The sequence below is a fragment of the Tateyamaria sp. LSS28 genome (assembly GCF_059611725.1).
Genome location: NZ_JCAPFI010000003.1, coordinates 440,938 through 467,287 on the forward strand (window position 1 = coordinate 440,938; position 26,350 = coordinate 467,287).

General features: G+C 60.2%; 32 protein-coding genes. 22 read left to right on the forward strand and 10 right to left on the reverse strand.

Annotated features, from left to right (window positions below; translation table 11 throughout):
• Positions 1 to 139: 139 nt before the first annotated feature.
• From AC53L6_RS10730 to AC53L6_RS10815, 18 genes are all read left to right on the forward strand, one after another.
• Positions 140 to 928: a DUF1194 domain-containing protein gene (locus AC53L6_RS10730; protein ID WP_496907831.1), complete on the forward strand. Its 789-nt coding sequence runs from the start codon at positions 140 to 142 to the stop codon at positions 926 to 928.
• Between the two features lie 56 nt (positions 929 to 984).
• Positions 985 to 2,019, forward strand: a complete 1,035-nt coding sequence (gene alr / locus AC53L6_RS10735) for an alanine racemase (protein WP_496907832.1) — start codon at positions 985 to 987, stop codon at positions 2,017 to 2,019.
• The gene (locus tag AC53L6_RS10740) at positions 2,016 to 2,789 is read left to right on the forward strand and encodes an MlaE family ABC transporter permease (protein WP_299699345.1); all 774 of its coding nucleotides are present in this window, start codon (positions 2,016 to 2,018) and stop codon (positions 2,787 to 2,789) included. The genes alr and AC53L6_RS10740 overlap by 4 nt, the downstream gene beginning before the upstream one ends.
• A 43-nt stretch (positions 2,790 to 2,832) precedes the next feature.
• Positions 2,833 to 3,582: an ABC transporter ATP-binding protein gene (locus tag AC53L6_RS10745; RefSeq protein ID WP_299200521.1), complete on the forward strand. Its 750-nt coding sequence runs from the start codon at positions 2,833 to 2,835 to the stop codon at positions 3,580 to 3,582.
• A gap of 47 nt (positions 3,583 to 3,629) precedes the next feature.
• Positions 3,630 to 4,073, forward strand: coding sequence for a paraquat-inducible protein A (locus AC53L6_RS10750; protein WP_496907833.1), 444 nt, complete (start codon positions 3,630 to 3,632; stop codon positions 4,071 to 4,073).
• A 115-nt stretch (positions 4,074 to 4,188) separates the two neighbouring features.
• Positions 4,189 to 4,938 carry a DNA repair protein gene (locus AC53L6_RS10755; protein WP_496907834.1) on the forward strand — a complete coding sequence of 250 codons (750 nt, stop codon included), beginning with the start codon at positions 4,189 to 4,191 and terminating at the stop codon, positions 4,936 to 4,938.
• Positions 4,939 to 4,977: 39 nt separating this feature from the next.
• Entirely contained in the window at positions 4,978 to 6,345 is a 1,368-nt protein-coding gene (gene radA / locus AC53L6_RS10760; RefSeq protein ID WP_299597330.1) for a DNA repair protein RadA, read from the forward strand.
• Between the two features lie 33 nt (positions 6,346 to 6,378).
• The gene (locus tag AC53L6_RS10765; RefSeq protein ID WP_299200529.1) at positions 6,379 to 6,933 is read left to right on the forward strand and encodes a CvpA family protein; all 555 of its coding nucleotides are present in this window, start codon (positions 6,379 to 6,381) and stop codon (positions 6,931 to 6,933) included.
• Between the two features lie 244 nt (positions 6,934 to 7,177).
• Complete coding sequence (locus AC53L6_RS10770) at positions 7,178 to 7,747, forward strand: hypothetical protein (protein ID WP_496907835.1); 570 nt, start codon at positions 7,178 to 7,180, stop codon at positions 7,745 to 7,747.
• A 116-nt stretch (positions 7,748 to 7,863) separates the two neighbouring features.
• Positions 7,864 to 9,318 (forward strand): amidophosphoribosyltransferase, encoded by a 1,455-nt coding sequence (purF, locus tag AC53L6_RS10775; RefSeq protein ID WP_299591791.1) that lies wholly within the window; start codon positions 7,864 to 7,866, stop codon positions 9,316 to 9,318.
• 44 nt (positions 9,319 to 9,362) lie between these two features.
• Complete coding sequence (locus AC53L6_RS10780; protein WP_299768522.1) at positions 9,363 to 9,773, forward strand: hypothetical protein; 411 nt, start codon at positions 9,363 to 9,365, stop codon at positions 9,771 to 9,773.
• Between the two features lie 109 nt (positions 9,774 to 9,882).
• Positions 9,883 to 10,173 (forward strand): hypothetical protein, encoded by a 291-nt coding sequence (locus tag AC53L6_RS10785; protein ID WP_299741917.1) that lies wholly within the window; start codon positions 9,883 to 9,885, stop codon positions 10,171 to 10,173.
• Between the two features lie 31 nt (positions 10,174 to 10,204).
• On the forward strand, positions 10,205 to 10,846 hold the full coding sequence (locus AC53L6_RS10790) for an SDR family NAD(P)-dependent oxidoreductase (protein WP_299200539.1): 642 nt from the start codon (positions 10,205 to 10,207) through the stop codon (positions 10,844 to 10,846).
• 31 nt (positions 10,847 to 10,877) lie between these two features.
• Positions 10,878 to 11,525 carry a class I SAM-dependent methyltransferase gene (locus AC53L6_RS10795; RefSeq protein WP_496907836.1) on the forward strand — a complete coding sequence of 216 codons (648 nt, stop codon included), beginning with the start codon at positions 10,878 to 10,880 and terminating at the stop codon, positions 11,523 to 11,525.
• A gap of 107 nt (positions 11,526 to 11,632) precedes the next feature.
• Entirely contained in the window at positions 11,633 to 12,415 is a 783-nt protein-coding gene (surE, locus tag AC53L6_RS10800) for a 5'/3'-nucleotidase SurE (protein ID WP_496907837.1), read from the forward strand.
• Positions 12,412 to 13,062 carry a protein-L-isoaspartate(D-aspartate) O-methyltransferase gene (locus AC53L6_RS10805; protein ID WP_299741924.1) on the forward strand — a complete coding sequence of 217 codons (651 nt, stop codon included), beginning with the start codon at positions 12,412 to 12,414 and terminating at the stop codon, positions 13,060 to 13,062. The genes surE and AC53L6_RS10805 overlap by 4 nt, the downstream gene beginning before the upstream one ends.
• A gap of 68 nt (positions 13,063 to 13,130) precedes the next feature.
• Entirely contained in the window at positions 13,131 to 14,333 is a 1,203-nt protein-coding gene (locus AC53L6_RS10810) for a peptidoglycan DD-metalloendopeptidase family protein (RefSeq protein WP_496907838.1), read from the forward strand.
• 167 nt (positions 14,334 to 14,500) lie between these two features.
• A complete protein-coding gene (locus AC53L6_RS10815; RefSeq protein WP_496907839.1) occupies positions 14,501 to 15,544 on the forward strand; it encodes a Hint domain-containing protein in 1,044 nt (347 codons plus the stop codon).
• Here AC53L6_RS10815 and AC53L6_RS10820 read toward each other — a convergent pair.
• Genes AC53L6_RS10820 through AC53L6_RS10835 form a run of 4 tightly spaced genes read right to left on the reverse strand, consistent with a single transcriptional unit; the run spans position 15,541 to position 17,987 of the window.
• Entirely contained in the window at positions 15,541 to 16,383 is an 843-nt protein-coding gene (locus AC53L6_RS10820) for an ATP-binding protein (protein ID WP_496907840.1), read from the reverse strand. The genes AC53L6_RS10815 and AC53L6_RS10820 overlap by 4 nt on opposite strands.
• Positions 16,380 to 17,309, reverse strand: a complete 930-nt coding sequence (gene tatC, locus AC53L6_RS10825) for a twin-arginine translocase subunit TatC (RefSeq protein ID WP_496907841.1) — start codon at positions 17,307 to 17,309, stop codon at positions 16,380 to 16,382. Before tatC ends, AC53L6_RS10820 begins: the two co-directional genes overlap by 4 nt.
• Positions 17,310 to 17,765: a Sec-independent protein translocase protein TatB gene (gene tatB, locus AC53L6_RS10830; RefSeq protein WP_299597370.1), complete on the reverse strand. Its 456-nt coding sequence runs from the start codon at positions 17,763 to 17,765 to the stop codon at positions 17,310 to 17,312.
• A gap of 3 nt (positions 17,766 to 17,768) precedes the next feature.
• Positions 17,769 to 17,987: a twin-arginine translocase TatA/TatE family subunit gene (locus AC53L6_RS10835; protein WP_299200556.1), complete on the reverse strand. Its 219-nt coding sequence runs from the start codon at positions 17,985 to 17,987 to the stop codon at positions 17,769 to 17,771.
• A 212-nt stretch (positions 17,988 to 18,199) separates the two neighbouring features.
• Between AC53L6_RS10835 and AC53L6_RS10840 the strand changes: the two genes are divergently transcribed.
• Together AC53L6_RS10840 and AC53L6_RS10845 are read left to right on the forward strand one after the other, a co-directional pair.
• Entirely contained in the window at positions 18,200 to 18,574 is a 375-nt protein-coding gene (locus AC53L6_RS10840) for a hypothetical protein (RefSeq protein ID WP_496907842.1), read from the forward strand.
• Between the two features lies 1 nt (position 18,575).
• Positions 18,576 to 19,247, forward strand: a complete 672-nt coding sequence (locus tag AC53L6_RS10845; RefSeq protein ID WP_496907843.1) for a helix-turn-helix transcriptional regulator — start codon at positions 18,576 to 18,578, stop codon at positions 19,245 to 19,247.
• Between the two features lie 31 nt (positions 19,248 to 19,278).
• On the opposite strand, the gene AC53L6_RS10850 is transcribed toward AC53L6_RS10845, so the two are convergent.
• From AC53L6_RS10850 to AC53L6_RS10865, 4 genes are read right to left on the reverse strand one after another with little or no spacing between them, the layout of a single operon-like run.
• Positions 19,279 to 19,617, reverse strand: a complete 339-nt coding sequence (locus tag AC53L6_RS10850) for a Lin0512 family protein (protein WP_496907844.1) — start codon at positions 19,615 to 19,617, stop codon at positions 19,279 to 19,281.
• Positions 19,610 to 19,957, reverse strand: coding sequence for a Lin0512 family protein (locus AC53L6_RS10855; RefSeq protein WP_496907845.1), 348 nt, complete (start codon positions 19,955 to 19,957; stop codon positions 19,610 to 19,612). Before AC53L6_RS10855 ends, AC53L6_RS10850 begins: the two co-directional genes overlap by 8 nt.
• Positions 19,954 to 21,042 carry an ABC transporter ATP-binding protein gene (locus tag AC53L6_RS10860; protein ID WP_496907846.1) on the reverse strand — a complete coding sequence of 363 codons (1,089 nt, stop codon included), beginning with the start codon at positions 21,040 to 21,042 and terminating at the stop codon, positions 19,954 to 19,956. Before AC53L6_RS10860 ends, AC53L6_RS10855 begins: the two co-directional genes overlap by 4 nt.
• 36 nt (positions 21,043 to 21,078) lie before the next feature.
• Positions 21,079 to 22,434, reverse strand: a complete 1,356-nt coding sequence (locus tag AC53L6_RS10865) for an SLC5/6 family protein (RefSeq protein WP_496907847.1) — start codon at positions 22,432 to 22,434, stop codon at positions 21,079 to 21,081.
• A 183-nt stretch (positions 22,435 to 22,617) separates the two neighbouring features.
• Here AC53L6_RS10865 and AC53L6_RS10870 point away from each other — a divergent pair, with 183 nt between their 5' ends.
• Positions 22,618 to 23,094 (forward strand): hypothetical protein, encoded by a 477-nt coding sequence (locus AC53L6_RS10870; RefSeq protein WP_496907848.1) that lies wholly within the window; start codon positions 22,618 to 22,620, stop codon positions 23,092 to 23,094.
• A gap of 55 nt (positions 23,095 to 23,149) precedes the next feature.
• On the opposite strand, the gene AC53L6_RS10875 is transcribed toward AC53L6_RS10870, so the two are convergent.
• Both AC53L6_RS10875 and AC53L6_RS10880 read right to left on the reverse strand, forming a co-directional pair.
• The gene (locus tag AC53L6_RS10875) at positions 23,150 to 24,277 is read right to left on the reverse strand and encodes a YhaZ family DNA alkylation repair protein (protein ID WP_496907849.1); all 1,128 of its coding nucleotides are present in this window, start codon (positions 24,275 to 24,277) and stop codon (positions 23,150 to 23,152) included.
• 122 nt (positions 24,278 to 24,399) lie between these two features.
• On the reverse strand, positions 24,400 to 25,179 hold the full coding sequence (locus tag AC53L6_RS10880) for an SDR family oxidoreductase (protein ID WP_496907850.1): 780 nt from the start codon (positions 25,177 to 25,179) through the stop codon (positions 24,400 to 24,402).
• Between the two features lie 136 nt (positions 25,180 to 25,315).
• Here AC53L6_RS10880 and AC53L6_RS10885 point away from each other — a divergent pair, with 136 nt between their 5' ends.
• Positions 25,316 to 26,317, forward strand: a complete 1,002-nt coding sequence (locus AC53L6_RS10885; RefSeq protein ID WP_496907851.1) for a Hint domain-containing protein — start codon at positions 25,316 to 25,318, stop codon at positions 26,315 to 26,317.
• Positions 26,318 to 26,350 lie beyond the last annotated feature (33 nt).

Below are 26,350 nucleotides of genomic sequence, written 5' to 3' on the forward strand. Positions count from 1 at the left end.
AAGGACGCGCTGCGCGCGACGCCAATGTTTTAGGGGCTCTGCCCCCGCCTTCGGCGTCCCCGAGGTATTTTTGGCCAGAAGAAGCTGTATGGCCGGGTTGTGATTGGACAGAGTCACGCCGGCCCGTCACAGTGACAGCATGCGCTTGGTTCTTGGTTTGTTGGTGTGTTTTGGCTCGGTCGTGCATGCGCAGGAGCGGATCGAGGTGGATGTAGAGCTGTTCCTCGCCGTTGATGTAAGCCGCTCTATGCAACCCTACGAGCTTGAAATCCAGCGGCGTGGCTATGCCGCTGCCCTTCAAGCGCCCGAGGTGCAGGCCGCCATCACAAGTGGGTTTCTGGGTCGGATCGCAATCACCTATGTTGAATGGGCCGGGACGCATGACCAACGGGTGATTGTACCTTGGACCGTTTTGGCCACCCCCGAGGATGCGGCCAGGATTGCAGGTCAGATCACAGCCCATTTTGACGATGCGATGCGCCGCACTTCGATTTCAGGCGCGTTGATGCATGCCGCTGAAAGCATTGACCGGAACGCATTTGATGGCTTGCGCAGGGTTATTGACGTGTCAGGGGACGGCCCGAACAACATGGGGCGTCCCGTCACCCTGGCCCGAGATGCCGTTCTGGCGCGGGGCATCACGATCAACGGACTGCCATTGATGACCCAAGATGACGGATTTACGTCCCGGTGGAATATTCCCGATCTTGATGCGTACTACACCGCATGTGTCATTGGCGGCACCGGTGCCTTTGTCGTGCCCGTTACGGATTGGGCGGAATTTGAGGATGCGGTGCGGCGCAAACTGGTCCTTGAAATTGCCGGACAGTCCGCGCGTCTGTGGCGTGCCCAAGCCACAGCACCCTATAACTGCCTGATCGGAGAGGAAATCTGGGAACGCAATCGCGACATCTTTGCGCTGCCTTAAGCCCATATCGCATTTTCCTCTTCACCAATGCGCGTCGTCCTGCCAAACAGCCGGTCATGACATCTGCGACCCTCTCTATCGACCTCGGCGCGCTTGTGCGCAATTGGCAATCCCTTGATGCACTCAGCGCGTGCGAAACCGGTGCGGTGGTCAAAGCCAATGGCTATGGTCTGGGTGCGCCCGTCGTGGGCCGCGCCCTTGTACGCGCTGGCGTGCGAAGCTTTTTCGTGGCCACGGCCGAAGAAGGCAACACGCTGCGCGGGGCGATTGGTCAAGGGCCAGCGATCTACGTCTTTTCCGGGCACATGGCTGGCGATATCAACGCGATCCGCGAAGCGGTATTAACCCCGCTGCTTAACTCCGTTGACCAGATGCTGCGCCATGTCGAGGCGTTGCCGGGTGCGCCCTTCGGCATTCAACTGGACAGCGGGATGAACCGTCTGGGTATGGAGCACGCCGAATGGTCTGCTGTACGCGACATTGCAATTGCCCAAGGTCCAGCGCTGATCATGTCGCATCTGGCCTGTGCGGATGAGCCTGATCACCCGATGAATGCAAGGCAATTGTCCGAGTTCCGTGCGATGACTGACGGATTGGACATTCCCCGCTCTCTAGCTGCCACCGGCGGCACCATACTTGGCCCGGACTATCACTTTGACATGACGCGTCCGGGTATCGGCCTCTATGGCGGTCTGCCCTTTGCCGATGCGGCCCCGGTGGTCACGCTTGATCTGCCCGTCATTCAGGTTCGGGACGTCGTGCAGGGGGAAAGCGTCGGCTACGGCAACACTTGGACTGCCCCACGAGACAGCCGCATCGCGACGGTCTCCGGCGGCTATGCAGACGGGCTGATCCGCGCGATGGGTCCCAAGGCGACGCTTTTTGCGGGTGACACGCCTTGCCCTGTCGTTGGCCGTGTGTCCATGGATCTGATCACGGCGGACGTTACGACACTGGATCATGATCCCACCGAATTGCAGCTTATGGGGCGTCATCAATCTGTCGATACGGTGGCTGATGCCGCCGGCACCATTGGTTATGAAATCCTGACCTCGCTTGGCCTGCGCTATCAACGGAGCCTTGTCGGATGAGCTGGATCGCAGCACTTGGACGGGCCACGCTGGGCCTTTTGGCCGCCATGGGCCGTGTGGCCATGTTCTTTGGCACGTCGGTCACCCACCTGTTGCGGCCCCCGTTTTATCCGCGCGAGCTGGCCCTGGCCCTGCTGAATATCGGGTGGTTGTCCCTGCCTGTCGTCGGGTTGACGGCCATTTTCACGGGCGGCGCATTGGCGCTGCAAATCTATGCCGGCGGCGCGCGCTTCAATGCCGAGGCGGTGGTGCCCCAGATCGTTGCCATAGGCATGGTGCGCGAACTGGGTCCGGTGCTTGTCGGGTTGATGATCGCCGCGCGCGTCACCTCTTCCATCGCGGCCGAGATTGCGACGATGAAAGTGACCGAGCAGATTGATGCTTTGGTCACGCTGTCGACCCATCCCATGAAATACCTGACAGTGCCGCGCGTTCTGGCTGCGACACTGGTTGTGCCGCTGTTGGTGGCCGTTGGTGATGTGATTGGCATCTTTGGTGGTTATGCGGTTGCCACGGGCACGTTGGGGTTTAACGCGGCCGCCTATATCCAGAACACGGTCGATTTCCTGCAAACGCGGGACATCACATCCAGCCTTGTGAAAGGCGCGGTGTTCGGCTGCATCGCCGCCTTGATGGGATGCTACTTCGGCATGAACTCAGGCCGGGGTGCGCAGGGCGTGGGCCGTGCGACCAAGGGGTCGGTCGAGGCCGCTGCCGTGCTGATCCTGGCCGCCAACTTCGTGCTCACGGGGGTGTTCTTTTCCGTATGACCCAGAACACGCCCTCTTCCTTGTCCGTTACAGGCCCCGCCAGATGATCACACTCGACAACATCCACAAAAGCTTTGGCGACAATCACGTTCTGCGCGGTGTTGATCTGCATGTCGCGCGCGGCACATCGATGGTGATCATTGGCGGCTCCGGTACCGGCAAGTCCATCGCGATCAAGACGATCCTTGGCCTTGTTACGCCCGAGAAGGGCACGATCACGGTTGACGGTCAGGATGTCAGCCAGACCGGAGATCGCGATGCCTTTCTGGCCCGGTTCGGGATGCTGTTTCAGGGCGCTGCCTTGTTTGACTCCCTACCCGTCTGGCAGAACGTCGCCTTTCGCCTACTGCGCGGCAGTCTTGCGCGCCCGAAGGCAGAGGCGCATGAGATTGCCATCGAGAAATTGCGCCGTGTGGGGCTGACGCCGGATGTGGCGGATCGTCTGCCTGCCGAACTATCGGGCGGGATGCAAAAACGCGTGGGGCTGGCGCGGGCCATTGCGGCAGAGCCCGAGATCATCTTTTTTGACGAACCGACCACCGGACTTGATCCGATCATGGCGGGCGTCATCAACGACCTCATCCGCGAGATCGTGACCGAGATGGGTGCGACCACGATGACAATCACCCATGACATGACGTCCGTGCGGACCATCGCGGATAATGTCGCGATGCTGCACGGAGGCAAGATCCGCTGGACAGGTCCCGTGGCCGACATTGACGGGGCAACCGATCCATACGTGGATCAGTTCATTCACGGGCGGGCAGAAGGGCCGATCGAGACCGTGCGCTGAGGCGTGCAGCGCTTGACACAGGCATTCCGGCGCGGCCACTTGCCGTCATGCATCGCTGGATCAACCTGTCCCTGCTTATCCTGTTCCCGGTCTCGTGGTTTGCGCCATTACTCAAGGCCGGGCTACTGCCACTTTTCAAGCTGAAAGAGATTTCCGTTCTGACCGGGCTTCAATCGCTTTGGGGCACGGATGTCTTCCTTGCCCTAATCGTTGCCATCTTTGCCCTTGTGGCGCCGATGGCCAAGACCATCGGGTTGGCGCTGGTGCATTGGAACATGGCCAGCCCGCGCCTTGCCCCTGCGCTGCGGATCATGGGGAAGCTGGCGATGGCCGATATTTTTCTGATCGCAATGTACATCACGGTTGCCAAAGGCATCGGTGTTGGACGGCTGGAAGTGGCGTGGGGGCTTTACCTCTTTACCGCGTGCATTCTGGCATCGCTTTGGGTCGGTGTTCGAACTGAAAGGATTGCGTCCAACCTCATGGATTGATGCGAAACCGGAAACAATCCATATCGCGCCCTCACAAGTCACCACTTTTTGACTGTATTTTCCGACGCTTAAGGATATGCTGCCTAGATTAGTGCGTCTTCTGGGGGGAAGGCTAATGAAACAAGTAATTTTCGCAGCACAGGTTCTTGCTGCAACCATGCAACGGCTCGCGCTTTTTCTTTTCGCTGCGCTCGCACTTGGATTGATTGTCACAACTGGGATGGCTGCAGCAGGCTTTTGGCCGTGGATTGACCTTTCGGTTACTTGGAATGGCGCGCCGGTTGACCAAGCTGGGATGATCGCCCAGATCGGGCTGACTGTCCTTGCAGTTGCCTTGTGTTTTTTCCTGCCAACGAACATGCGCATCATGCAGCTTGAAAACTCGCACCGGCAATTCAGTGTTGGCGTAGATGACATCACCCGTGCCTATCACGCTGCACATCACGCGGATCGCAGCGGCACTTTTGGTCTGAGCGATGCGTTTGAAAGCACGCAGGATCGTCTGGCGTTCCTGCGCGATCATCCCGATCTGGGTATGTTGGAGCCTGAACTGCTGGAGTTGGCGGCAAAGATGTCCCATATCAGTCGGGACCTTGCCCAAGCCTATTCAGACACCAAGGTCGAACGGGCGCGGTCCTTCCTTCAGCAGCGCCAATTCGAGATTGAGCAGTTCAACGACCGCTTGGAACAGGCCAAGGCGATCCATGGCGAGTTTTCAACCTGGATCAACCGGCTGGAACTGGAGGAGAACGTGGCACGCGCCCATCTTGAACGTCTTTTGGACCAGATGGAGCGACTGCTGCCCGAACTGAACCAACCTGCCACACCGTCAAAAGTCACCCAACTGCCCCTGCGCGCTGAATAGGGCTTGCCCGCCCACGCCGCCGCTGGCAGACCAACGCGCATGGTAAAAACCGGCACGACCTATTCCTGCTCCTCATGCGGCGCGTCCTTCTCCAAGTGGTCCGGGCGCTGTGACGGCTGTGGTGAGTGGAACACCATCAGCGAAGACGCCGGCCTTTCTGCGGGCCCCAGCAGCAAGGGGCTGGGCACAAAACGGGGCAATACGGTCACCCTGACCGATCTGGCGACGCAGGAAACGCCACCACCCCGAACCGAAAGCAAGGTGGCCGAGCTTGACCGGGTACTGGGCGGCGGTCTTGTCCCCGCTTCTGCCATTCTGGTTGGTGGCGATCCTGGCATCGGCAAATCCACCCTTCTGTTGCAAGCCGCGGCGCGTTTCGCCCGCAACGGCCTGAAAACGATCTATGTCAGCGGCGAAGAGGCAAGTGCGCAGGTCCGGATGCGCGCGGAGCGCCTCGGGCTGTCCGATGCGCCAGTACAGCTGGCGGCGGATACCAACCTGCGCAACATCCTGACCACACTCGAGGCCGAGGCGCCGGGGTTGGCCATCATCGATTCAATCCAGACCATGTGGCTCGACACTGTCGACAGTGCGCCCGGGTCGGTCAGCCAGGTTCGCGCCGCCGCACATGAACTGACGACCTTTGCCAAGCGAAAGGGCATCAGCGTCATTCTGGTTGGGCACGTGACCAAAGAAGGGCAGATTGCAGGCCCCCGCGTGGTCGAACACATGGTCGATACGGTCTTGTACTTCGAAGGCGAGCGCGGGCACCAATTCCGCATCCTGCGCGCAGTCAAGAACCGCTTCGGCCCCGCCGACGAAATTGGCGTGTTCGAAATGACCGGCAAAGGACTGGCCGAGGTCACGAACCCGTCGGCCCTGTTCTTGTCCGAACGCGGCGAGCCGTCGCCCGGGTCCGTGGTATTTGCCGGGATCGAAGGCACCCGTCCCGTGTTGTGCGAGATGCAGGCCCTTGTCGCACCCTCCCCGCATTCCCAAGCGCGCCGGACCGTGGTGGGTTGGGATGGTGGGCGTCTTGCCATGATCCTTGCGGTCCTTGAGGCACGCTGTGGCATCCCTTTTGCCGGGCTTGATGTGTATCTGAATGTCGCAGGCGGCATGAAAATCAGCGAACCTGCTGCCGATCTGGCCGTCGCAGCCGCCCTTTTGTCTGCACGCGAGGATAGTGCATTGCCCGCAGATACAGTTGTTTTTGGGGAAATCAGCCTATCTGGCGCGCTTCGGCCTGCCCCTCAGACGGAAAACAGGTTGAAAGAAGCCCAAAAACTTGGTTTTTCGTCATCCATTGCACCCAAGGGCGGCAAAGCCCAAGGTGCACCGGGAATGACGCTGAAACGCTTCAGTGACCTGACCGGGTTTGTAGGCGACGTATTCGGCGCAGGCTAGACGCCGCACGAGCAGAACATAAGGGGCAGGACCATGGAAGGGTTCACCATCATTGACGGCGTAGTTGCCGTGGTCATCATCCTGTCGGCCCTATTGGCCTATGGGCGCGGGTTCGTGCGCGAAGCCATGGCAATTGCAGGCTGGATTGCAGCCGCCATTCTGGCATTCCTGTTTGCCCCGCGCGTGGAACCGCTGGTGCGCGAGATTCCGGTTGTGGGCGACTTCATCGCTGACAGTTGCGAGCTCAGCATTATTGGGGCCTTTGCCCTTGTCTTTGCTGTTGCGTTGATCGTGGTGTCCCTGTTCACCCCGCTTTTTTCATCGATTGTGCAACGGTCCGCTCTCGGCGGTATCGATCAGGGTCTTGGTTTTCTCTTTGGCGTGGCGCGCGGCATCCTTCTGGTTGCCATTGCGTTCTTTGTCTACGACACGGTGATCACCGGCCAGGAATTCACCATCGTTGATGAAAGCCGTTCGGCCGCCGTGTTTGGCCGCTTCACCGGGCAGATCGAAGAGCAGAACCCCGAAGAGGCGCTTGGCTGGATCACCCGCCAATACGAGAGCCTTGTGGGCGCCTGTAGCGAATAATTCGTCCCAACGAAGCGGGAATCAGACATTTCAAAGGCGCGGGCAGCACCGCCCGCACGCAATCATGGTTAAGCACGGATTAATCGCGTCGCCGTGATGCGGAGAGTGTGGGCCGCCTGCACCCCACTGGTGACTGTGGCGAAACAGCGCCCGGCTTTGGCCGTGGTTGTGACCAAAAAGCGGCAGATTTGTGGAGCGTTCTTGTCCCCAGAACACGAACACAAACTGACCCGAGGATACACCGATGTTTCTGAACCATGACGCCGCATTTGCCGACATTACGCCCATTAAAACACCGGCTGCCCCGCGCATCAGCGCAACAGTCACGGCACATACATTGCTGGAGACTGAAAACGGATGGGCATCGGTTGACACGCTGCAGGCAGGCGACGCCGTGGCGACACTCGATGGTGGCTTTGCCGAAATCACCGCGATCACGCGCCCCGACCGCACTGTACCGCTTGTGCATATCCCCGGCGGTGTCCTCTCGACCTGCTCCGACATCGCCTTGCCCGCAAATGCCCATGTCGCGTTGCACACCCCTGCCCGCTGGGTAGACGCACCCGTGGTCTCTGTCCCGGTCAAGGCACTTAGCGGTTGGTGTGGGATCCGCCCTACCCTGTTTAATGGGCCGGACCTGGCTGAGTTGCATTTCGCGGACGAAGAGATGATCTACGCCCAGTCTGGCCTGCTGATCCACGCCGCACCGTCATCAGGCGACAGCTTCTTTTCCAAGCTCAATTACGGTGACACTCGCGCCATGCTGGCCCTGTCCGCTGGCAAAATTGGCCAACCGGACACGGTCGCTGCGTAATGCACGATCAATTGTGATCCTTTCGTGACAGGGGCAGTCTGTCTTGTTACACCGCGCCCATATCCCATTCACGGATTCGGAGCTGCCCCTTGTCCGACCTTGCCGCACACGCGCAAATGCCCCTTGCCCATCCCTTTGATGACGACAAACTCAAGGAAGAATGCGGGATATTCGGGGTCCTCGGGACAATGGACGCCGCGAATTTCGTGGCCCTTGGCCTGCACGCCCTGCAACATCGTGGACAAGAAGCGGGCGGCATCGTTGCCTACCACCCCGAACACGGTTTCAATTCGGCCCGGCGCTTTGGCTATGTCCGCGACAACTTCACCTCTCAGGCGGTGATGGAAACGCTTCCCGGCTCCCTTTCGATTGGCCATGTGCGCTACTCAACAGCTGGGTCCAAAGGGCAAACCGCGATCCGTGACGTGCAGCCCTTCTTTGGCGAATTTGCTATGGGCGGCGCGGCCATTGCCCACAACGGCAATATCACCAATGCTGACGCGCTGCGCCGGGAATTGATCGAGCGCGGCTCGATCTTCCAGTCTTCCTCGGACAGCGAATGCATCATCCACCTGATGGCCCGCAGCCTGCAGCGCAACATCCCCGAGCGGATGGAAGACGCCTTGCGCCGGGTCGAAGGCGCCTTTTCGGTCGTCGCCATGACCCGCACAAAGCTGATCGGCGTGCGCGATGCGTTGGGCGTGCGCCCACTGGTGCTGGGCAAGCTCGACACCGGCTATGTCCTCAGCTCGGAAACCTGTGCGCTCGACATCATCGGGGCCGAGTTCGTGCGGGAAATCGAACCGGGTGAAATGGTGGTCATCACGGACAAGGGTGTCGACAGTCGGTTCCCGTTCCGTCCGCAGAAACCCCGCTTCTGCATCTTCGAACATGTATATTTCAGCCGTCCCGACAGCATCCTCGGCGGCAGATCGGTCTATGAGACACGTGAAAACATTGGGCGCGAATTGGCCAAGGAGGCCCCGGTCGAGGCAGACCTCGTCTGCCCCGTCCCCGACAGCGGCACACCTGCCGCCATTGGCTATTCGCTGGAATCCGGCATCCCCTACGCCATGGGCATCATCCGCAACCAATACATGGGCCGGACGTTCATCGAGCCGACCGAAAGCATCCGCAACATGGGTGTACGTCTGAAGCTGAACGTGAACCGCGCCCTGATCCGGGGCAAACGGGTGATTTTGGTCGACGACTCGGTTGTGCGCGGCACGACATCTCGCAAGATCAAGGAAATGATCCTGGACGCAGGTGCCAAAGAGGTGCATTTCCGCATCGCTTCGCCGCCCACGGCTTGGCCTTGTTTCTACGGTGTCGATACACCACAGCGCGAAAAGCTGCTGGCCGCGACCATGAGCGAGGAAGAGATGTGCCAGCATCTGGGCGTCGACAGCCTGAAGTTCATCTCGCTCGATGGCCTCTACCGCGCTGTCGGCGAGACCAAGGGGCGCGATGCATCCAGTCCGCAATATTGTGATGCCTGCTTCTCGGGCGAATACCCGGTCGAACCCGCCGACATGATCGAGAAGGGTTTTGAGATGAAGGCGGCGGAATAGTCGCTGCTGACATTATATGACATCAGGGCGGGCGATGGTTCAGTATGGATGTTACGCCTTCAGAGATTTTGAACCGAACCGAGAATTGGCCTGACGAGGCGCAGACACATTTCCTGCGTCTTCGCAGCATTGTGCATGATGTAGCGACCAGTGCCGACATCGGACCTCTGGACGAAAGCCTGAAATGGGGGCAGCCCGCATGGCGGCCCAAACGCCCACGCGTCGGATCAACCTTGCGCGTGGATTGGTCGCCTACAACGCCAAATCGCCTGATGGCCTTTGTCGACTGCAAGACCGATCTGGCAGCGCAAATGGACAACCGATTTCCACAACAGTTCCACAATGACGGGCGGCGCGCGCTGGGGTTCGATCTTGATGCGCCACTGGATGAGGATGCCGTTTGGCAACTTGCCCATATCACGTTGACCTATCACAGGGCCAAACGTCAGGGCTGATCAGCACGCCACCGCCGAATGTCCCAACGTCACTGGGCAAAGCATTGCGTATTGATGCCCGGACCCGTTCACCTTGCCAAAAGGTCATGTTAGCCGCGCCCCTTGATTCATGGGGATGAACACGCAAATGGCCGAAGAGACAAACGCAACAACCGCAGATCTTGCGACCCAAAACGGTGTGCTACCGCTGCGCAACCTGCAGCTTCTGGGTGTTGTAGGGACAGAAAACAGCCGCCGCGCACTCTTGCGAACGGCTGGAGGGCAAACACGCATGGTGCAGGTTGGCGACACGTTTCGCCACGGTACTGTCATTGCCATAGGCGAGGATCGGGTTGTCTTGGCAGGAGGCGTCGGCCAACGCACGCTTACTTTGCCCGGCCGGCCCAAGGCTGCCGCTTGACCCTTGGCCCGCCACAAGGCAAGAGCGGGCCATGACACAGACTGCCCTTATCACTGGTGCCTCCCGTGGCCTTGGCGCGGCCATGGCGTTGGCCCTTGCCCCGACGCATCACATCATTGCAGTGGCCAAAACAACGGGCGCACTGGAAGAGCTGGATGACGAGATCACTGCCAAAGGTGGCGCCGCAACGCTTGCGCCCATGGACATCGGCAACGACGCGGCAATGCAAACCCTGTGCCGTGGTATCTTTGACCGCTGGGGCAGCCTGGACATGTGGGTACATTGCGCAATCCATGCCGCCCCACTGGCCCCGACCAGCATGATCGACGCCAAGGACATGTCAAAGTCCATCGCAGGCAACGTGGCAGCGACGGCGACACTGATCACTTACATTGCCCCCCTGCTCGGCACATCCGGCAAGGCTGTGTTCATGGATGACCCGGTCGCTGGCCAATCGTTCTACGGCGCATATGGCGCAACCAAGGCCGCGCAGATCGCGCTGGCCCGCAGTTGGCAAGCTGAGACGGCCAAGACAGGACCACAGGTGCATATCGCAACCCCTCAACCCATGCCAACGGCAACGCGTGCGCGCTTCCATCCCGGCGAAGATCGCTCCCCCCTCGCCAATCCGGCGGACGAAGCAGCCCGTATCCTGTCCGAAATCAACGGTTGAACGAAGCAGGCAGGCATGACCCAATAGGATCATGCTGACCCGCCTTACTCGATTTGACCGGCCCCGACCGCCTGCGCGGTCTGGCACCCTGCAATCCATCTACGATGCGGCTGCAACAGGCTGGCAGGACGGCATTTCCAAGCTGGGGTTCCTGTCGGCCTATGCTGATTTGATGTCTTCCGTTCCTGCCGTCAGAACTAGCCCAACGGTGCTGGACGTCGGCACGGGCACCGGCGCATTCGCACAAGCGTGGCTGGACGCACATGGGGCACCCGCCACCCTGACACTGACGGATATCTCGCAATCCATGCTCGACACAGCTGCGGCCCGTTTGCCCGGCGCCGCCACGATTGCAACCCCGTTGGGAGGGCAATTGGATCAGTTGCCGCCACAGGATGTCGTGCTGTGCGCCCATGTGATCGAGCATCTGGAGGACCCACAAGCGGCCCTGGCATGGTTGCATGATCATATTGCACCCGGCGGAATGTTGGTCCTTGCCCTCTCTCGTCCCCACTGGTGCACGGCACTTGTTCGATGGCGGTGGGGTAATGCCGCGTATACCCCCGCTCAAGCCCAACACATGCTGCACGCCGCGGGATTTACCGACATCACACTCCACCCGTTCAAAAGCGGCCCACCCAGCCGCGTATCACACGGATACATCGCCATTCGCCCGTAGCGGGTACGCAACGGTCCCATGTCGCTGTTCCAAAAAAAACGCCGTCGGGGGCCGCGACAGTTGCCCCGCGCGTGCGCGGCACATAGTAAGGCGCAAAGGGGCGACACATGCGCATTCTCATCACAAATGACGACGGTATCTCGGCCCCCGGCCTTCGGGTACTTGAACAGATCGCGGTCGACCTTGCCGGGCCGGACGGGCATGTGACCACCGTGGCCCCCGCATTTGAGCAGTCGGGCGTGGCCCACTGCATCAACTACGCGCGGCCCTTCATGTTCCAGCAGATCGCACCCAACCGGTACACGGTTGAAGGCAGCCCCGCAGATTGTGTTCTGGCCGGACTTCATCAGGTGCTGGAAGGCCCACCCGACCTGATCCTGTCCGGCGTGAACCGTGGCAACAACTCGGCTGAGAACGCGCTTTATTCCGGCACCTTGGGCGCGGCGATTGAAGGGGCGTTGCAAGGCGTGTTGTCCATCGCGCTATCACAGTACTTTGGCCCCGCGAACCGAGAGCTGGATGACCCGTTCGAGGCGTCTGCCACCCACTGCAAGGCACTTGTTGAGCGGATTATTGCCGCCACGCCGAAAGATCAGCCCGGATATCAGTTGTTCTATAACGTCAACATTCCGCCCATGGCCGCAGCAGATGTCAAAGGCACGCGCGTCGTGTCCCAGGGCCTGCGCCCCGGCATGGGATTCCATACCGAACAGACGCAATCGCCCAGCGGGCGGAACTTCCTGTGGATCCGGGGCGGTAATCAGCATGTCCACACCGCCCCCGATACGGACGCGGCCGTAAACCTGGATGGCTATATCTCGGTCACGCCCATGCGCGCGGATTTCACCGCGCATGACATGCTGGGCCAGCTTGGGTCTATTGCCACATGAGTGAGGACACCGATCTCGCCACGCGCAAGATGCAGTTCCTTTATGCGCTGCGGTCCAAGGGTGTGACCGACAAGCGTGTACTCGGCGCGATGGAAGAGATCGACCGCGGCCCCTTTGTGCGTGGGCTGTTTTCCGAGCGGGCATATGAAGATATGCCTTTGCCCATTGCCTGCGGACAGACCATCAGCCAGCCATCGGTCGTTGGTCTGATGACGCAAGCCTTGAATGTCAGCCCACGGGACAAGGTGCTCGAAATCGGGACCGGGTCCGGCTACCAGGCGGCCATCCTCGCCAAGCTGGCACGTCGGGTCTACACCATCGATCGGCACCGGCGATTGGTACACGAGGCGCGCGCGATCTTCGAAGAGCTGAACCTCCACACCATCACCGCGATCACGGGGGATGGGTCTTTCGGCTTGCCGGACCAGGCGCCCTTTGACCGCATCATCGTCACAGCCGCCGCCGAGGATCCGCCCGGCCCCCTGCTGGGTCAGTTGAAAGAGGGTGGGATCATGGTGCTGCCCGTGGGGCAATCAGATGCGGTGCAAAGCCTGATCCGTGTGCACAAAACGGCAGACGGCCTCGAATATGACGAATTGCGCGATGTGCGCTTTGTTCCCTTGCTCGAGGGCTTGGGCAAAGACTGAAACTGGTGTAAACATCGCGCAACCGACAAGGCCCCCATTCACGAGGGGTCAGGAAGAGGACGACGCAGATGATCCCGACCCTACAGCGCCCCCGTGCGCCCCTGATGATTGCAACCTGCGGCTTGCTGGTGCTGGCAGCCTGCGAAGAGCCGCTGGATTTTGACCTGCGCGGTCTTGGTGGCGGGTTTACGACGGCCGAGGCGGCACAGAACGCAACAGCGGACAGACCGGAACCGGACAACCGCGGCGTCATCTCCTATCCGAACTACCAGGTTGCCGTCGCCAGGCGGGGCGATACGCTACAGGATGTGGCGACCCGCGTTGGGTTGCCAGTGACTGAGTTGGCAAGCTTCAATGGCGTTGAAACGGACGTGCCGTTGCGCAACGGCGAAATCATCGCCCTGCCCCGCCGTGTGTCGGAACCCTCACCACTGACCGGCGCGATCGGCACCGGCCCCATTCAGCCATCATCCGTGGATGTGACCACGCTTGCGGGCAATGCGATCGACAATGCCGCACCGACGCCTGTGGCCAATGCTCCGACAACCACACCCCTGCCCCAAACGGGCCAGGAGCCGATCCGCCACAGGGTGGAACGGGGCGAAACCGCCTTTACAATCGCGCGGCTGTACCAGGTACCCGCAAAATCGCTGGCGGAATGGAATGGCCTTGGTGCCGATTTTGCCGTGCGCGAAGGACAGTATCTGCTGATCCCCGTGGCGCGCGCCAACGCGCCCGAACGGCGCGCCGCAGCACCTGACACCGCCACAACGGCTCCCGGTGCAGGTTCGCCGACGCCGCTGCCGCCGAGCGCAACCAAGCCTTTGCCGGAGGACGATACCGCCAACCCACCCGCCGCAACCCCGGATCCCGACAAGCCGGTTGCAGATGTTGGCCAGACCAGCGCCCCTGCCCAGTCCGGTGAAATGTCTCTGCCCGTTCAAGGGACCATCATTCGGGACTATGCCAAGGGCCGGAACGAAGGCATCGACATCCAGGCCGCACCGGGCACGGCTGTCAGCGCAGCGGCCGGCGGCACCGTCGCCGCCATCACGGAAAGCGCCGAGGGCGTGCCGATCATCGTTGTGCGGCACCCGGATAACCTTCTGACCGTTTATGCCAACGTCACGGACGTAACTGTTGCAAAGGGCGACACGGTATCGCGTGGACAGTCCATCGCAAAACTGCGCGACACCAGCGACACGGCGTATGTCCACTTCGAAGTGCGCGACGGTTTCGACAGCGTGAACCCCAACCCGTTCTTCAAATAAGGCCGACCTTGGGCAATTGCGGCTGATTGCCACTCACGCGGGTGAATGTGCCGAAATTGCCCCAAACATTCCCTGAATTCTCCGCAAACAGCGGCGTATGGCCCTAACTCCGCCCGGTTGAGGGATCAGAAACAATCCAAAGAAACGGTTTGGATTGGTTCGGGCGCATGCCTGTCTTTTATGGATACAGCTTTGCCCTGCGGGGCATTCAGAGCACCGTCAACGGCGCGGCGAACAACTATGCGTTCGCGCCGACAGGCACGTGGCGCTACACGGGCGACACCACCTATTTCGTGGTGAATGAAAATGATGGCGCGACCGTATTCAATGGTGACGGCGCCAACAACGAAACAGTCCAGGCCCAGGAACGCATTGGCGGCGCTTTCCCGCAAACAGTCACCATTGATGGCACAGACCGACAGGTCATCTGGGACTACACGTTCACGGTGACTGACGGCACAACCACATGGCAAGTGGCTGTCATCGACGTCGACCTCAACAATGACAACGACCTCAATGATGGTGCTGATGCGACCGCAACCGATGAAGACGGGTACTTTCTTGTCTTTCCCGATGGCATCCCCCCGCCCAACACAGACCTCACGATCGGTGGTATCGTCGAAAACGGCGAATTCGTCGCACACGGAGATCTTGGCGGCACCATTGTGTGTTTTGCGTCCGGCACATTGATCGAAACACCGACGGGCCCCCGCACTATTGAGGCGTTGAACGAAGGCGACCTTGTCCAAACTGGCGCGTCAGGCCCGCAACCCATTCTCTGGGTGGGCCAAACAACGGTTCTGGCCACGGACGACCTGGCCCCTATCGTCATCTCTGCTGGCACCCTTGAAAACGACCGTGATCTTGTCGTTTCACCACAGCATGCAATCATGCTGACGGATTGGCGGGCCGAGTTGCTCTTTGGTCAGGACGAGGTTCTTGTTCGGGCCAAGGACTTGCTTTGCATGGATGGTGTCTATCGCAAGGTCGGAGGGCGCGTGACGTATCATCACATCCTGCTCAATGAGCATAACGTCGTGAAGTCGCACGGAATCTGGAGCGAAACCCTCTATCCCGGTTCAATTACCATGGGTGCTGTGGGCGACGATGCCCGTCGTGAAATCGAACAACTGTTCCCGGACCTGACCGGATATGGCCCGATGTGTGCGCCCTGTCTGAAAGGTTACGAAGCACATCTTCTGGCCGCCTAGATCGCGACGCCCCGCCGCCCGGCTAAATCGCAAAAGTACTGCCACGCCACGCGCCCCGATCTGGACCCGCGCGTGGCCTGCCATTCAATGGCCTCGGCCCACAGCGTATCGTCGTCGATCTTGACCTCGTAAGCCGCGCAGTAGCCCCGGATCATCGCCAGATACTGATCCTGATCGCAAGCGTGGAAGCCCAGCCAAAGGCCAAAGCGGTCGGACAGGCTTACCTTCTCTTCGACTGCTTCGGACGGGTTGATGGCACTGCCGCGCTCATTCTCGATCATATCGCGGGGCATCAGGTGACGGCGGTTGGACGTCGCATAAAGGATCACGTTGTCAGGCCGCCCTTCGATACCGCCATCCAGTACAGCCTTGAGGGATTTGTAATGCTGATCATCGTGGCTAAAGCTCAGATCATCGCAGAACAGGATGAAACGTGCATCAGGTGCTTCGCGTAGAACGTTCAGCAAGCGGCCAACTGTGGGCAGGTCCTCCCGATGCAGCTCGACAATCTTCAGCTGCCGAAAATCAACTTCAAGTGCGCCATGTATTGCTTTGACAAGGCTGGATTTCCCCATGCCACGCGCACCCCATAGCAGCGCGTTGTTCGCAGGCAGTCCTTGGGCAAATTGACGCGTGTTGGCCAACAATGTATCGCGTGATCGCTCGACACCCAGCAGCAAGTCCAATGGCACGCGCGACACATGCGCGACGGGTTCGAGCCGGTCAGGACCTGTTTGCCAGACAAAGGCCGATGCCGCATCAAAATCAGGGGCCTCCAACGGCGCAGGAGACATCCGCTCAAGCGCCGCTGCAATGCGGTCCATGGGGTCGTCGATCACTTCAGGTCTTCCTCGGTCATGTCACCAAGGTCATCCTCGTCGTCAAAGTATCCTTCTTCACGCAGCTGCGCGTCGCGCTTCTTCTCGACACGCCGGACGAGCCAGATCGACACCTCGTAAAGACCGTAAACGACCGTGAATAGGATCAACTGCGTGATGACATCAGGCGGCGTGACAACAGCGGCCAGCACCAGAATGCCAACCATCGCGTATTTGCGCACATTGCCGAGGCCCTCGGAACTGACCAGCCCCGCCTTGCCCATCAAGGTCAGCAGCACGGGAAGCTGAAAGCACAAGCCAAAGGCCATGATGAATTTCAGCGTGATATCAAGGCTCTCGTTGACCTTCCCGAAAAAGGTGATTGTCGGACCTTCGGTCGCTGCATCGGGCGTTATCACGGCGCCGTCGGGTAGGTTTTCCGGGTTGCCAAACACAATCGCCAGAACGGATGACACATCAGCAAAACCCAGGAAAAACGCCATCGCCAGCGGTGTCACCACAAACTGCGCAAAGCTTGCGCCGAGCAGGAACATCACGGGTGATGCGATCAGGAACGGCAGGAACGCGTTCTTTTCCTGACGGTACAGTCCCGGCGCCACGAACCGCCACATCTGAAAACCAATGACCGGAAAGGCCAGAGCAAACCCAAACACCATCGAGATGCGGAACAGCGTGAACAGATACTCTTGGGGCGACGTATATTGCAGCGTGGGCGACGGGTCTCCCAGATCGCGCAATGTGTCGACGATCGGCTCCATCAGGAAGTTCAGCACATGCACCGCAATGAACTCGCCCTGGATGGGGATAAAGAACACCGTAATCGCAATGATGAACGCAATCACCGACCGGATCAGCCGCGTGCGCAGCTCGGCCAGATGTTCAATCAGTGGCGCTGTGCTGTCGTCGATGTTTTCGGTCTGGCTCATCTAGCTCTCTTTCGGCGCCTGTGCTTCAAGCTCTTCGGCTTTTTTCAACGCATCTGCGGCCTCTTGGGCCTTGCGCTCGGCCTGTGCACGGGCGGTTGCGGCTTGGATCTTGCGCGCATTTTCGGCCCGCTCCGCCTTGTCCGCGGCCAGCTTTCCCGTCTCGCTCTCGGGATCGAGATCGGTCAGCGAAGATGTCACATCGCGTGCCGCATCTTTCACCCCATCCATCGCACTCTTGACCGGATTACTGGCAGTCTTGATCGTGCGCTGAATGTCTTTGACGCCCGCCTCGTCCGCAGCCTGGTTCATGGCAGACGAAAACTCGCGTGCCATGCCCCGTGCCTTGCCGACGAAGCGGCCGACATTGCGAAACACCATTGGCAGGTCTTTGGGGCCAATGACGATCAGCGCCACGATCCCGATGACCAGCAATTCCGCCAGCCCAAGGTCAAACATGGATCAGACCTTGTCTTTTTCGGACTCGGGCGTGATGTCCTTGGCCTCATCGGCCTGCGCTGCTTCCAGCTCTTCCTTGCCTTCGTTGATGCCCTTCTTGAAGCTGGTGATGCCCTTGCCGACCTCACCCATCAGGCTTGAAATCTTGCCCCGGCCAAACAGCACCAGCACCACAACGGCGATCAGCAGCAGGCCCGGAAGTCCAATGTTTCCAATTCCCATGGTGTCTCTCCCATCTCTGGCGACGGAATGCCGCCTGTCGGTTAGTGTTCTATGGTTTTGCCGCAGTTGCGAAAAGGCTGACGGCCAGCTTCGCGGTAACGAAGACGCCAAATCCGCAAGAAAATTCCTGTGGCCTGCGTTCAACTGACAGGTTAATGTCAGTTGGATAGTCCTAAACCCGGCGCATCACCGCTCGAACACAGGAGAAACCGATGCGCACACCTATAACCAACCTCTTTGCACCTGCCATTAACCACGCACCCACAGGCGAAGGGACAGCAGGCGCTCAGCCCGTCGCCGAAATCGTGACATTCCGGCTGGTCGACGGCACCGATCCGGCGTCTTTCATCTCTGCCGCAGATGGCATGGGACCCTTTCTGCGCAGCACGGGCGCGATGATCAAACGCACACTGTCGTCAGATGAAAGCGGTCTCTGGACCGACCACATCACCTGGACATCCCTCGAAGCCGCCAAAACGGCTGCAAACGAAATGTTCCAAAGGCCCGAGGCGCAGCCCGTCATGTCGATGATAGATCACGACAGCATCGACATGCGCCACGCCCCCATACAGTTACAACAGGAGTAACATGCGCCGCACCGACCGCCTTTTTGACATCATCCAGATCCTGCGCGACGGCAAGTTGCACAAAGCACAGGAGATCGCGGATGTCTGCGAAGTGTCGGTGCGCACCGTTTACCGCGACATGGACACGCTGGTGGCCTCGGGCGTGCCCGTGCAAGGTGAACGCGGGGTGGGCTACATGATCACCGAAGCGATCAGCCTGCCGCCGCTCACCCTCACGACCGAAGAGCTTGAGGCGCTGAACCTCGGCATGGCGATTGTGGCCGAAGCGGCGGATGACACGCTCAAATCCGCGGCCCGCACGCTGGCCGACAAGATCGACGCTGTGCTGCCCGAACGGACCGTGGCCGAAGCTGACAAATGGAAGTTTGCAGTCTACCCCTTTGCCGACGCAGTGCGTGGCTTTGCCCAGATGCCCACCTTGCGGGCGGCGATCCGTGCCAAGCAGAAACTGAAGCTAACCTATCACTCCAAAGGCGACCGGATCAGCACCCGCACCATCCGCCCATTGCATATGGAATACTGGGGCCGCGTCTGGACGCTGACCTCGTGGTGCGAGCTACGCGACGACTTCCGCGTCTTCCGCGTGGATCTGATCCAGTCGGCCGAGGCACTGCCGGAAATGTTCGTGGACGAACCGGGCAAACGTTTGTCAGATTACGACCCGAATCTGTGACGCACGCGACCAGATTTTTCGCAGAAAAATCTCAGCCCTGCACCGGCAGGAACACTTCGATGGCCGCGACAGCCATCACTGCTACATCTCCGGCCACAGGCACATCCAGCCCGCCCTGTTCCGCGACAACCTCAACCGACCCATAGGGCAGCAAACCTGCGATCACATCGACATCCACTGCCTCGGGACGTGGCACAGCCACATGCACCACAACGCGCATCGTCTCGCGGTCCACACCCAATGTGCCAAAGATCGGCAAGGATGCGCCCTGCAACGCCTGCTCCACCGCGCGCTTTGCCGCCTTCGTGTCGTCGCGGCCATGCAGATCAACACCCTGCGCCATCTCGATGATCAACCGCTGCTCAGGCATTTGACACCCCCACCGACACGATCAACGCCGCCTGCGCCATCACTGTCGGGTTTCCCTGCCCCTCAGGCCGCGCAACATCAAGACCGCCATGCCCGACGACGAAAGAGGTCTCACCATAGGGGAACACCTCGGCCAACACGTCGGTGTCCACCAGTTCAGGCTTGGCACACCCGATATGCACTTCGATGCGCATATCCTCTTTGCCAACGCCCATATATTCGGCCAGGTTGATCGAATTGCGCCACAACGCCGCGCGCACAGCCCGCGCCGCCGCCTCGGTATAGCTGCCCCGGCGCAAGGACGTACCCAGGCCGAATTCCACAATCATCGGTCCACTCATTCCGCCGCCTCCGCGCTTGGAAATACATAGCATTTGTCGCGCCGGACGCGCAGCCACATCACGGTATCGGGTTGCGGCAGAAACACGCCCGGCACGGTGCTCTTGATCTGGGCAACCCCGTCATCCAGACGAAACTCCACAAGGCTCTCATTGCCCATGAACCGCGCCCGCACCACATGGGCCCGCGCCGCCGTCCCCTCCGTCGCCGTCGGACTGGGACCAATCCCCGCTCGGTCGAAGTCGATCTTCACATGCTGAGGGCGAAAAACGATATCCACCTGCGTGCCATCCGCCACACCCGGGGCCAGGAAGTGACCAAAGGGCGTTATCGCCAAAGCCCCTTCAACAACGGACCGCAACCTATTGGCATCGCTGAAAAATGCAACAGACGCGCGATCCACAGGGCGGGTGTAGACATTATACGGTGCACCCTGCTGCACAATATGACCATCCCGCATCAGGGCAATCTCATCGGCCATGCGCATGGCCTCTTCCGGTTCATGCGTGACAAGCAGTACGCCGGTATCCTCTTCCTTGAGGATCGCCAGCGTCTCGTCCCGAATGCCATCCCGCAACCGGTTGTCGAGGCCGGAAAACGGTTCATCCATCAGCATGATGCGTGGACGGGGCGCCAGTGCCCGGGCCAAAGCGATGCGCTGCTGCTCACCTCCAGACAACTGGTGCGGATACATATCGATGAAGCGCGACATGCGCACCCGCGCCAGCATCTCGACCACACGCGCGCGCTTTTCGTCATGACTGCCCGACAGACCATAGGCGATATTGCCCTCAACGCTCAGATGCGGGAACAGGGCAAAGTCCTGAAACATCAAGCCAATCTCGCGCCGTTCAGGCGGCACACGAAACCGGGTGTCACAGATCAGCTTGCCATCAACGTATATCTCGCCCGAGTCCTGCATCTCGACCCCGGCAATCATACGCAAGGTCGTCGACTTGCCACATCCGGAGGGTCCCAACAGGCACGTCACCTGCCCAGGCTGGATCGACAGGCTCACCCCATCGACCACACGCCGCCCCCCAAAGCTGCGCACGAGATTGCGAATTTCCAGCCGAGGTGCAGTCACGGCGTCCCCATACCCGATCAAAACAGTCGGGACGTATCAGGCCCGGCGCGCGCCCGCAAGCACTGCTGCAAATCCGGCGACCAGAACGAAAACACAAATCACCAGCAATTGCTCGTACTTGTGACCCTCCGGCAGGACAGAGGCAAAGACAGGCCACGCGCGCCCGAAATAGGCCAAAGCCCCAAGCATGGCAGCGGCAAAGGCGAGCAGATAAGACCACGTTGGCACGCGCAAACCCATCACCAGCCCCACGATCAGCACGGGTGTCAGGAACATCGACGCCGTACCACTGACGGCCACGGCATCAAACAGCGTCGCATTTCCCCAAAGGGTCAATGCCGCGCCCAACACCATGAACACCACCATCACAGCGCGCCCGCCCATCAGCGTGCGCGGTGCCAGCGCCAACTCCTCAACCACCAACCGAGCCGAAGAGGACAAGGCTGAATCCAGCGTCGACAGGGCCGACACAAGCAGCGACAGCATCAAGAGGGCAAAGACCCACATCGGGAACATTGTCCCCCATGTGCCAATCAACTCGCCCTTGTACTCTGCCCCCACAAGGCTTGCTTGAATGCCAAAGAACCCGAACCCGATGATGCAAAAGGTCGACAGCCAGAAGGCATACAAGAAAGACCGGCGCGTGGTCTCTTCATCCGCAATGAACCCCCGGTCCATCATCACTGGATCATGGGCGGGATAGGAAAACACCTGAAGCGCCGCAACAGCCAGCAACACCCACCCATTCCAAGCCCCTGCCGTCCCCGGCGCGGTCAGCACAGCCCCCAGCGAAAAGCCGGGGCTCAGCACAAGGTAGAGGAGCGCAAGGCCAAACACGCCAAGAAAAACTGACATCTGGACGACATCTGTACGTAAGGCAGCACTCAATCCTCCCCACGCGGAATAGGCCAGCCCGACAACGGCCACGATCAGGATGGCCCACGTGCCACTACCCTCAATCACGGCACCTGCAATCAACCCAACCACCAACAGATTGGCAAACACCTCGGACAGCAGGCGCAGCGCAATGACAAGGTTGTAAGCCACGGTGCCGCGCGCACCGAACCGGTCGTGCAACCAATCCTGAACGGACATTGCCCCTTTCACCCGCAACCGCGCGACGATGAAGCCACCGGTCAGAAAGCTGCCGTAGTAAGCGGCGTAGGCCAACGTGCCGGCAATCCCGTAGAAATAGCCAAGAATGGCGGCGTTCATAAGGCTCCGGGCAAAGATCCAGGTCGTGACCTGGCTTAGCACCAGCACCCACAAACCGGGTGCCTGCCCCGCCACCTGACCCGAATAAAACCCCTCGACCGACACGCGGCGCGGCGCCGCCAGCACGCTCGCCCCGATCAGGACAACAAAAAGTACAATCAATACAAATGGATCCATTGCTGCTCACCCCATTTCATTTGATCGCAGCGGTAACACTGACGTTTGGGGTTGGCCACGCATGTTGCACGTCTGCACCGGATTGTGAGCTGACGTTAGGTCGCGTCAATCGCCGATTGGATGCATCAACCGGGGATGGCAAGACTGCGGCACCAAAAAAACCAACAAAGGTACGGAACCATCATGAAACTGAAAGCCAGTGTGCTTGCCGCATGTCTCCTTGTGGCGGGCTGCGACTATGCCGAGGTCACGCAAGCACCCGTCGAGGTCAGCATGAAAACAAGCGGACGCCAAGTACTCGGATTTACAGAACCCACGATGCGTACATTCGTGCGCAAGGACGGCAATCAAAGCGAAGTTGTGGGCGCGCGCTGCACGTTTGACTCAGCCGAACTCACCGGCTCGGCCGTCACACCAGCCATCGTGCGCATGCCCATCTTCAAAGGGCAGCCAACCGCCCTGCGCGTTGATTGCAATGCACCCGGCCTCAGCGGCAAACAAACAGTCAACCCAGTCCTGAACGGCACCGCAGTGGGCGCCGCTTCGCCCGCTGGTTTGGTGGTTGGCCTTGTGACCGCTTCTATTGTCGCCGCGCAGGACAAGTGGTCCTACGGTGCCAACAACAGCATCATGACCATCAATATGGATCAGGCTGAATGATCATCAGGGTCGGTGGGTGGGCGAATTTGCGCAGCAAAGAGTGCACGCACCAACCCTAAACGATGTCGAATGACGCCTCGGCACGATCCACACCGTTCACCTGCACAACCAGCCCATGCGCGCCGGGGTGCAATTCAAAGGTCGTCGCATTGGCCTTCAGCTTGTGCACCTTTTTCAGCACCAGCGGCTTGCCAGGCTTCACCTCCGCCACCTTCAGTTTGAACACTTTTTCACCGGTTTTCCCCCCGGGCCGCGCAAACCGGATGCGGTAGTCAACCAGCACGGGGGTTGCCTCTGCCCCCTCCAGTGTGACGGTGAATGCCAACCCATCGCCCAACGGCACCTTTGGCGTCGCCACATCAACAGACACCGACAGGTCCGCATCGCCGCGATAGCCCAGCATGTCCATCGCGCTCGGATGCCCATCCTTGATCAGCGTCCGCAAGGCATGTCGGCGCATCCACGCGCGCTCCTTGGCGTCCTGCGTGGCTTGCGCCTCCCACGTCGCCAGCCGCTCCAGCACGGCATCTGGCGCGGTCTTGGCCACGTCATTGAGATGGTTGGCGACAGAACGGGTCACAAAGCGCGTGGAATCCGCCTGCAAACGGTCCAGCAGCGGCAAGGTCTGGTTCAGCGTCAGCTCCACCTTCCTTGCCCAGGGCAGCTTGGGCCGCATCCCTTCACTGACCAACCGCCTTACATGGTAATTCTCGTCACCGGCCCACATCTCCAGGCGGGCCAGTGTTTCATCCGCCCACCGGTTCAGGAAGGCACGGATGTAAAATTCCATGGAAAAGCGCTGCGTGGCTTCATAGAGCAGGTCCAACGCACGCTCCCGGTGATCCTCCAGCCCGTGCCGGACCGCCAGAACCCCCGGCACTGCGTGAATGAAGCGGCCAAAATCGTCATCGCGTAGCGCGGGGTCAAGCCGGGGCGGCATTGCCGCCTGCAACTGGTCCGCCATCGTCGGGAAATCAGCGGCCAGATGCGGCTCCAGACAATCCGCAAACCAATCCAGACACTCCATCAACGACCGCTCGGCAATGCCCGACAGGGCCGCGGCATGAAAAGCATCGCGGTCAAATCCGGGCACGCCCGCTACAAACTCATCCGCCAAGTCACCCAAGGACTCCGCGTTGAAAAGTTGGTCTTTCAGCGAAAAAGTCGGCTGCGCCTTGGCCATTGGGTCTATCCTTCAATGCAAAGATGGTTGCGTGCACAGTCCCAATAGCCCCGGGACGCTGACAGTTTTTGGCAGCAGAAGCGACCCTTGCCACTGGCCGCGTCTGCCGATGCGACCGCTCTTTATATTGTCGCCACCGTTGCGCCGCCATCCAGCAGCAGGTTCTGACCCACGATAAAGCCCGCATGCTGCGAACACAGGAACGCGCAAGCGGCGCCAAACTCTTCGCGAGTGCCATAGCGGCCCGCCGGAATGGTGGCTGCACGCTCGGCGCGTGCCTCCTCCAACGTGATGCCCTTGGCCGCCACCACGCCCCCGTCCAGCGCATCGGCACGGTCCGTGGCATGAATGCCAGGAAGCAGGTTGTTGATGGTCACGCCCTTGTTTGCCACCTGCCGCGAGGTGCCCGCGACATAGCCGGTCAGACCCGCCCGGGCCGAGTTCGACAACCCAAGCACGGGAATGGGCGCTTTCACCGATTGTGACGTGATGTTCACCACCCGGCCCCAGCCGCGATCCATCATGCCGGGCACAAGGGCTTTGATAAGAGCAATGGGCGCAAGCATGTTGGCGTCGAGCGCTTTGATGAAATCGTCACGGTCCCAGTCATGCCACATGCCGGGGGGCGGGCCGCCTGCATTGTTGACCAGAATGTCGGCATCACCAGCAGCCGCGACCAACGCGCTCTGCCCCTCGGCCGTTGTCACATCAGCCGCGACCGTCTGCACATCAACGCCGTGCGCCGCGCGGATCGCGTCTGCCGATGCCTCCAACGCCTCGGCGCCACGCGCATTCATGACCAGATGCACACCCGCAGCCGCCAGCGCCTCGGCGCATCCCAGACCCAGCCCCTTGGACGAGGCGCACACAACCGCCCGCTTGCCTGCAATTCCAAGATCCATGATCGCTCTCCCATTCAGTTTTCGCACCAACAGGTAACGGGACGTTCACTGATGCGCCAGTAAAAGACCAAATCGTTGACCGGGGGGGGCACAATTCTATTTAAGTGGGTGGTATATTACCCAAGTAGCAAATCAGATGACGAAGATCGCCCATACACCAGCGCAAAGCATGTCCGTCTTCCGCGCAGAAGACTTTGTGGTGAGTGAAGGCGCCAATCTGGGCGACCCTTTGACGTACGCGGACGATATGCTGCTGGATGATATTTATGCGCTGGCCGCGTCAGCCCAGCCCATGCGGCTGTCGACACATGCCGGTGACCCGGCTCATCTGACCGTCGCGGAAGGCAGCGAATGCGGCGCGCCCGGGGCGGCCATCCACCTCGATTGCGCCCTCACGCTCATGTCGCCAGATGGGCACATCACGGACGCCATCGTACTGGTCGAAGTGGACGCTGCAGGCAATATCAATCAGGTCTACCTGCTGCCACTCGCCCGGCTGGCTCCGCGGATCGGTTACGCCCTTGTCGGCATCGAACGGGACGAAGCGCGTAGTAAACTTGCGCATCTCACCTGCGCCCGATTCACCCGCGGCACCCATATTACTATGGCCTCCGGCGCCCAAAAACCGATCGAAGACCTGGTGGTCGGAGAGCGCGTGCTGACGCGCAATGATGGTGTGCAAGAGGTGCGATGGGTTGGTCAATCGACGGTTCGGGCGACGGGCGACTTCGCCCCCATCCGCATTCGCGCAGGCACATTGAACAATGACCGCGACCTGATCGTTTCACCCGATCACCGGCTGTTCATTTACCAGCGCAAGGATCGTCTCGGTGCTGGCCGTTCCGAACTTCTCGTCAAGGCCAGGCACCTGGTCAACAATGACAGCGTGACGGTGCAGGACGGCGGGTTCGTGGACTACTTCGAACTTCTCTTCGACACCCACCAGATCATATATGCCGAAGGCATCGCGGCGGAATCCATGCTGATCGACACGCGGACAATGCCAGTCTTGCCCAAAGAGATCTCATCGCAACTCACCTCACACACCGACGCGGGCCTGTCCGGCCTCGATGTGACCGAGACGCTTTTGGACCGTCCGGACGTTGCCGAATTGCTCAAACGGGCATCAACGCGCTGAAATCCGCCGACGCTTGACGCATATCAAGGCAAG